The organism is Tahibacter sp. (genome assembly GCF_035481375.1).
Lineage (GTDB): Bacteria > Pseudomonadota > Gammaproteobacteria > Xanthomonadales > Rhodanobacteraceae > Tahibacter.
On sequence record NZ_DATIGT010000210.1, the window covers coordinates 1 to 7,428 of the forward strand.

Annotated in this window: 4 protein-coding genes; 3 read left to right on the forward strand and 1 reads right to left on the reverse strand. The window is 68.6% G+C overall.

Going from position 1 to position 7,428, the window contains the following annotated elements; all coding sequences use genetic code 11:
- A partial coding sequence (recD, locus tag VLF18_RS13815; RefSeq protein ID WP_325280212.1) for an exodeoxyribonuclease V subunit alpha occupies positions 1-1,635 on the forward strand: 1,635 nt, incomplete at its 5' end.
- A 6-nt stretch (positions 1,636-1,641) separates the two neighbouring features.
- On the opposite strand, the gene VLF18_RS13820 is transcribed toward recD, so the two are convergent.
- On the reverse strand, positions 1,642-3,387 hold the full coding sequence (locus VLF18_RS13820; protein ID WP_325280213.1) for a trypsin-like serine peptidase: 1,746 nt from the start codon (positions 3,385-3,387) through the stop codon (positions 1,642-1,644).
- Between the two features lie 290 nt (positions 3,388-3,677).
- Between VLF18_RS13820 and VLF18_RS13825 the strand changes: the two genes are divergently transcribed.
- Positions 3,678-3,872: a DUF3606 domain-containing protein gene (locus VLF18_RS13825; RefSeq protein WP_325280214.1), complete on the forward strand. Its 195-nt coding sequence runs from the start codon at positions 3,678-3,680 to the stop codon at positions 3,870-3,872.
- Positions 3,873-4,423: 551 nt separating this feature from the next.
- The coding region (locus VLF18_RS13830) for a PKD domain-containing protein (protein ID WP_325280215.1) at positions 4,424-7,428 on the forward strand (3,005 nt) is incomplete at its 3' end.

Here is a 7,428-nt window from a genome sequence, read left to right on the forward strand (position 1 = left end):
GCGGACGAGGACATCGACGCGCTGCGCCGCGAGCCGCTGGTCGGCGAGGGCCGCGCGACGACGCCGTTCGTCATCGATGCCGACGGCCGCTTCGCGCTGTGGCGCAATTTCGCCGACGAGACCGCGATCGCCGCGCGCATCGCGTCGCGTCGTGCGGCGGTCGACCATGCCGTCGCCGCGACGGATGAAGATCTCGCGACGCTGTTCGCGCAGACGCCGGCCGCGGCGCAGCGCCAGCGCGACGCGGTCGCCGCCGCAGTCGGACGCCGCCTGTTCGTGCTGACCGGCGGTCCGGGCACCGGCAAGACGACGACCGTGCTGCGCCTGCTGCTGATGCTGCTGCGGACATCCGATTCCGTGCCGCGCATCCAGCTCGCCGCGCCGACCGGCAAGGCGGCGCAGCGTCTCGCGCAATCGCTGCGCGCCGGCAAGGCCGCACTGCGCGGCGGTCCTGCGGCGTTGCCGGCCGACTGGCAGCCGCTGCTCGAGCGCGTGCCCGAAACCGAAGCGTCGACGCTGCACCGGCTGCTCGGCTACGACCCGCATCGCAACCGCTTCACGCGCAACCGCGCACGCCCGCTCGCCGCCGACATCGTCGTCGTCGACGAAGCGTCGATGCTCGATCTCGCGATGCTGCGCGGCCTGCTCGACGCGGTGCGCGACGACGCGGCGCTGATCCTGCTCGGCGACGCCGACCAGCTGACCTCGGTTGCAGCCGGTTCGGTGCTCATGGACCTCGTCGCGGCGCTCGAGGACGAGCGCGCGCCCGAACTCGTGCGGCTCGATCACAGCTTCCGCGCGCAGCACGAACTCGCGCAGATCAACGACGCGGTGCGTCGCGGCGATGCGCAAGGCCTTGGATCGGCGCTCGACGCGGCGCCGCAGGCTGTCGTGCGCGCGGTGACCGACACGGCGTCGCTGCGGGCGTTCGCGCACGACTGGGCGGCGGCGCTCGCCCGGCTGCCGCTGCGGCCGGTCGTGCCGGATGCGGAAGCGGCAGCGCCCGATCCGGCCGCGCTGCCGGTGCAGGCGTCGCTGTTCGATCCGCCGCGGCCCGACCCGGCCGCGGTCGCGCTGCAGGCGCTGCGCACGCTCGCGCAGCGGCAACTGCTCTGCGCGCTGCGCGAAGACGCGTTCGGCGCGCTCGCGCTCGACGCGCTGATCGATGCCGAACTGAAACGGCTATGGAATGTCCCGGCCGAAGCACTCTGGTATCCCGGCCGGGCCGTGCTGATCGTGCGCAACGACTATGGCCTGCGCCTGTTCAACGGCGACATCGGACTGTGCCTCGCCGATGCGCAGGGACGCCTGCGCGTGTGGTTCGAGACCGCGACGGAGAGCGGCGAACCCGGCGCGCGCGCGCTGCCGCCCGACGCGCTGCCGGCGCACGAAGGCGCGTTCGCGATCACCGTGCACAAGAGCCAGGGGTCGGAATACGCGCATGCGGCCGTGCTGCTGCCGCCGGATCCGGAGCATCGGATCCTGTCGCGACAGCTGCTGTATACGGGCGTTTCGCGCGCGAAGCAGCGCCTCGACCTGTGCGCCTCGGACGAGGCGATCGCTGCGGCGCTCGCGCGGCCGGTGCGCCGCGCCGGCGGGCTCGCCGCGAAGCTGCGGCGGCCGCCGGACGCGTGAGGACGATCAGTACTTCTGCAGCAGCACGCTGCGGTTGACGCCGTCGACGTTGTAGCTGAAGTTCGCCGCGGTTCCCGAAGTGAAGGTCAGCGTGAACGTGCCGACCTCGATCAGCTGGCGCGCGTCCGGGTTGTAGGTCGGACCCCAGGGCGAACCGGTGAACTTCACGACGCGGCCGCCGGCGACGTCGGCGCCGGTCCACTGCGGATCGAGCTGATACCACGCGGCGCGGCCCTGGTTGTCGTAGACGAACCACAGCGCGAACAGCACGTTGCCGAACTGGAACATGCTGACGCCGCGGCCGCCCTCGGCACGCACGTCCCACTGGCCGGTGTAGTCGCGCGTCGGGCCGACCGCGCCGCCGGTGCTCGCGATGTACTGCGAGATCGACGGGAAGATCCGGTCGAGGCGCGAGTAGAAATCCACATTGCCGGCGGTTTCGCTTTGTCCCGTATTGGAACAGGACGCGCCGCCGCCGAACAGGCCGCCGCGCAGCTGGTAGCCGGCGCCGGCGAGCGTGAACAGGCCCGAGCCGCTGCTGCCGCCCTCGGTCGTGCCTTCGCTCCAGGACGACTTCCAGGTGCTGGCGACGGTCTGGCCGTCGAACGTGACGTTCTCGCGCGTGCCGCTGTGGTTGCCCTGGCTGACTTTCTTGATGTCGCCCGACGGATGATGCACGCCGACGACCGACGTCGACGGCGTCAGTGCCGCGGCATTCCAGCCGGCGAGCACCGCGCCGTTGGGCGGCGTGGAATTCAGGCGCAGCAGCGCGCCGTCGGTGCTGCCTTCGGAATAGACGAGCTGGCCGCCGCCGGGCGACTGCGTGTTCGGGCCGCTGTTGTCGACGCCGCAGCTTGGCGTCTCGTAGTTCCAGAACGTCGTCAGCGACGACGCTTCGGTCTGGTTGCCGATGCAGTGATGCGCGGTGAAGAACCACGGAATCTGCGTGCTCGAGTCGATGTCGTTGAGCAGCGTGCCCGTGCACGTATAGCTGCCGCCGCCCGACTGATAGACCATGCGCGCGACCGCGTTCTTGATGTTGACGAGCGGCGCGCCGAGCGAGCCGGACCCGGTACGGCAGACGACGTCGATGTTGCACGAGCCCGAGTCGCCGAGCGCCTTGCTGTGCGTCGCCGACAGCGGGGAGACGATCAGGTGCGAGACCGTCTCCACGCGCAGCGCGACACCGGCGGGATCGATGCCGGCCGGCACGAACAGTTCGAGCTGCTGGCGTTCGCCGTCGGTGACCGCCGTCCAGAACACGCCGTCGGCGCCGGACTGCCTGCGCGCCGCCGCGGCATCGACCGCATAGATCGTGCCGTCGCTGCCGGCGACGCGCAGCTCGACGCCGTCGGGCCAGTTCGCGCGCAGGCCGCTGCGCAGTGCCGCGGCGCCCTGCGCAGCGACATCCAGGCGCAGCACCGCGCCGCCGTCGACATAATGCAGCGTCGCCTTCGGCAGATCGTCGACCGCTTCGCTTGCGATGTCGCGGCTCACGCCGATCTGCACGCGGCGCTGGCCGTTCGCTTCGTTGCGCCGTTTGACCGCGGCGACGCGCTCGGCGGCGAGCGGCGGCAGCTGCAGCAGCGGTGCGACCGCGGCGGCCTTGGCGCCGCTGCGCCACTGCTGCGTCTTCGGTGCTGCCGCCGGATCGACGCGCAGAACTTCGCTCGAGGTTTCCGTGACGACGGCAGCCTGGGCGCCGCCGGCCAGCAGCAGGGACAGGGCAAGGCTCAGCGATCGAGCTTTCATGATGAACTCCGCAACGTATCCAAAGGGCCAGTGCCGGCCCGGGCGATCGGATAATACGCCGTACGGCGATGATTCCTGTCAGCGCGCAACGCTGTTGATCAAACGTTGCGCAGGCCGCTTCCGAACACGCTTTCGGCGCCGCGTCGCCGCGTCGCACAACGAATTTTTCACGCGCAACGCGCAGCTGTCTCGCGGTTGCCGCCAAACCGTGACGGCGCATTAACGGCAACGCCGGTATATCTGCGCGCACCAGCCGCCGTACCGTCGAGGGAGACGCCATGAACGTGCCCATGTCCGCCGTTTCTCCGCTGCACGCCTCGACCCGCAACACCGACCGCATCGACCTGTCCTCGCACTGGGAATTGACCTACTGGTCGACCCAATGGGGCGTTCCGCCGGAGCGCATCATCAAGGCCGTCGCCTCGGTCGGCACGAACCTGCGGCTCGTGCGTCGCGAGTGCACCGCGCGCGAGATCCGTATCTGAACCCCCGTCCGTACGGGAGCGTGTGAACAAAGCGAATTCGTGGCGTTTGCCACTAAGTAGCTGCGCTGCCGTACTGGCCGCTGGTCTGCTTCTTCCCGGTCCGCAGCCGGAGCGTTGGCGCTCGAATACCTGCGGATAACGCCCGCCGTCATCGAGATCGATGCGTCGCGCCCGTGTGCCGGGATGTGCTGCCGATATGGCGCAGCCGCGGCACTCCGGCGCCGCGTGTGCGCGCCGTCACGGTTCGCGCGTCGGCGCGAATTCTCGCTGCCGGTAAATAGCTCAACGCATTCAATGCCTTGAGCGTAAAAATATATTTACTACGTTTTCACCGATGCGGCGAAGCGCGCCGCGTTCCAGATTCCCGAGGCGGAATTCCTGTCCGGACACATCCGAGGCGCTTCGACCCGCTCGCTGGTCGCGGCGCCGTACTGCCGTGCGCAGGAATGCCCGCTTCACTGCTACGAACATCAACTTTCTGGAGGGAGAAGTTCATGATTCGCCCCGTCAATCACGCTGGCAGCGGCCGGCGACGCAACGCAACCCGAGGCGTGCTGTCGTCACTGCTGCTCGGCCTGCTCACGTCGGCATCGGTCCACGCCATTCAGCCCGAAGCCCATGGCGCCACGTCGCCGAAACTGTCGCGCGCATTCATCGCGCCGGAACTGCAGGTCACGCCGACCCAGGAAGCGACGGTTTCGATCAGCCAGAACATGGCGCGTCCCTATGCAGCCGCATCGGCATTCCAGCTGCGTCACCCGGGTACCTGGGAAATGCGCTGGGACCGCCGCGCCGACCGCCCGAACCTGATCCAGGGTTCCGGCGTGCCGCTCGTGCCGGGCAGCGGCAATGCGCTGACCGTCGAATCGATGGGCCTGCGCAGCGGTGAAGCCGTCGATCTCGCCGTCGTCGAGGCGCGCCTGCTCGACTTCGTCGCCGCCAACGGCGACCTGCTCAAGACCGACGGCCTGGAGTTCGCGCTCGACCCGCAGGGCAGCGTCGGCTACGGCAAGGACAACACGCACTGGTTCATCGAGTTCGCGCAGACCAAGAACGGCGTGCGCGTGAAGGGCGCGAACCTGTTCTTCCGCATCTCGCACGGCAACATCGTGCAGTTCGGCACGCATCTCGTCGCGCCGGTCGCCACCGACACGATTCCGGTGTCGCAGCGCGAGAAGGCGTTCGACATGGCGTTCGGCGAACTCGGCATGCCGGCCGGCACCACGGTCACCGAATGGCTGAACCAGGGCGAGCTGCTCGTGCTGCCGGCCGCGAGCGAGCGCAGTCTCGAGATCGAGGCGTCGTACAACGGCGCGCGCGGCACCGGCTATACGCATCGTCTCGCGTGGCACTTCGCGTTCCGCGTCAAGGACGACGCGATGACCTACGACCTGTTCGTCGACGCGAAGACGAACCGCGTGATCGAAGTCCGCGACCTGACGAGCTACGTCAACGCGACCGTCGACGGCGGCGTGTTCCTCGGCCTCAACACCGGTTCGGAAACCATCGTTCCGCTGCCGTTCGCCGCGGTCACCAACGGCACGGCCAAGGTCACCGACGCGCTCGGCATCTACGACTATTCCGGCGGCTCGGCGAGCGTGACGCTCGACGGCAAGTACTTCCGCATGTCCGATGCCTGCGGTTCGATCTCGCTGTCGAACTCGACCGACGGCAATCTGCACCTGGGCACCGATCCGAGCACCGACTGCGGCAGCACGACGACCGGCGGCGCCGGCAACACGCGCGCGTCGCGCACGGGTTTCTACTACCTGACCAAGATCAATCGCAAGGCCGCGACGTTCCTGCCGAGCAATTCGTGGATCGCGGGGAAAGTCACCGCGAACATGAACGTCAATCAGACCTGCAACGCGAGCTGGAACGGCAGCTCGATGAACTTCTACAAGTCGGGCACGCACCCGTCCGACGCGACGATCCAGTGCGCGAACACCGGCGAGCTGCCGGCCGTATTCCTGCATGAATGGGGTCACGGCATGGACCAGAACAGCGGCGGCGCCGCCAACGAAAACGGCAGCGGCGAAGCCGTCGGCGACACCTTCGCGTTCCTCGAGACCAAGGACGCCTGCATCGGTCCGGGCTTCTTTGCATCGGGCCAGGTCTGCGCGAACTGCGAAGACGCCTGCACCGGCGTGCGCCATCTGAAGGCATTCAGCCAGCAGGGGACGCACACGATCGCGAAGCCCTCGCTGATCGCCGACAACAACGGTCCGAACTGCGATCGCTACGCGTGTCCGTATCTGGTCAACGGCTTCGTGCCGTACCAGGGGCCGATGGGCTACGAAGGCCATTGCGAGTCATACATCGCCGGTTCGGCGAACTGGGATCTTGCGCAGTCGCTGGTGTCCACGCACGGCGCGACCGCCGGCTGGGCCGCGATGGACAAGATCTGGTACGCGAGCCTGACGCCGAGCAAGAGTGCCTATCAGGTCGCTTCCGGCGGCAAGTGCAGCACATCGGCGACGGTCAACGGCTGCGGTTCGAACAACTGGTATACGGTGTATCTCGCCGCCGACGACAACGACGGCAACCTGGCCAACGGCACGCCGAACGCCTGCCGCATCTGGGATGCGTTCAACGCGCACGGCATCGCCTGCGGCACGCGTCCGACCTGCTCGGGCGGCGGCACCAACGTTCCGCCGGTCGCGAACTTCACCTCGAGCGTCAGCGGCCTCGTCGCGAGCTTCACCGACAGCTCCAGCGACTCCGACGGCACGATCACGTCGCGCAGCTGGACCTTCGGCGACGGCGGCACCTCGACGGCGACGAATCCGAGCCACACCTATGCATCGGCCGGCACCTACACCGTCAACCTGACCGTCACCGACGACGACGGCGCCACCAACACCAAGACGGGTACGGTCACCGTGACCAGCGGCCCGGGCAACGTCGCTCCGGTCGCGAACTTCACCTCGACCACGAGCGGGCTCACGGCGAACTTCACCGACACCTCGACCGATTCGGACGGCACGATCGCCTCGCGCAACTGGAACTTCGGCGACGGCACGACCTCGACCGCGACCAATCCGAGCAAGACCTATGCGGCCGCCGGCACCTACACGGTCACGCTGACCGTGACCGACGACGACGGCGCGACCAACACCCGGACCGGTTCGGTCACCGTGACCGCGCCGCCGGGCGACACGGTGCTGCAGAACGGTGTGGCGAAGACCGGTCTGTCGATCGCCACGGGCCAGGGCCTGTCGTTCACGATGGTCGTTCCGGCCGGCGCCACGGGCCTGAAGTTCGTCACGAGCGGCGGCACGGGTGACGCGGATCTCTATGTGAAATTCGGCACGCCGGCTTCGCGCACGGTCTACGACTGCCGCTCGGAAGGCTCGACGAATGCCGAGACCTGCACCATCGCGACCGCGCAGGCGGGCACCTACCACGTCTTCGTCTACGGCTACTCGGCCGTGTCGAACTTGAGCATCACGGGCAGCTTCAGCACGACCAGCGGCAACGCGCTGCAGAACGGCGTGCCGCGGACCGGCCTGTCGGGCGCCACGAGCAGCACGCAGACGTTCACGCTGGCCGTGCC

What these genes read in the sequence shown, in the direction of transcription:
- VLF18_RS13820 (WP_325280213.1), bottom strand. Translation starts at nt 3,387, where the DNA reads ATGAAAGCTCGATCGCTGAGCCTTGCCCTGTCCCTGCTGCTGGCCGGC.
- VLF18_RS13825 (WP_325280214.1), top strand. Translation starts at nt 3,678, where the DNA reads ATGTCCGCCGTTTCTCCGCTGCACGCCTCGACCCGCAACACCGACCGC.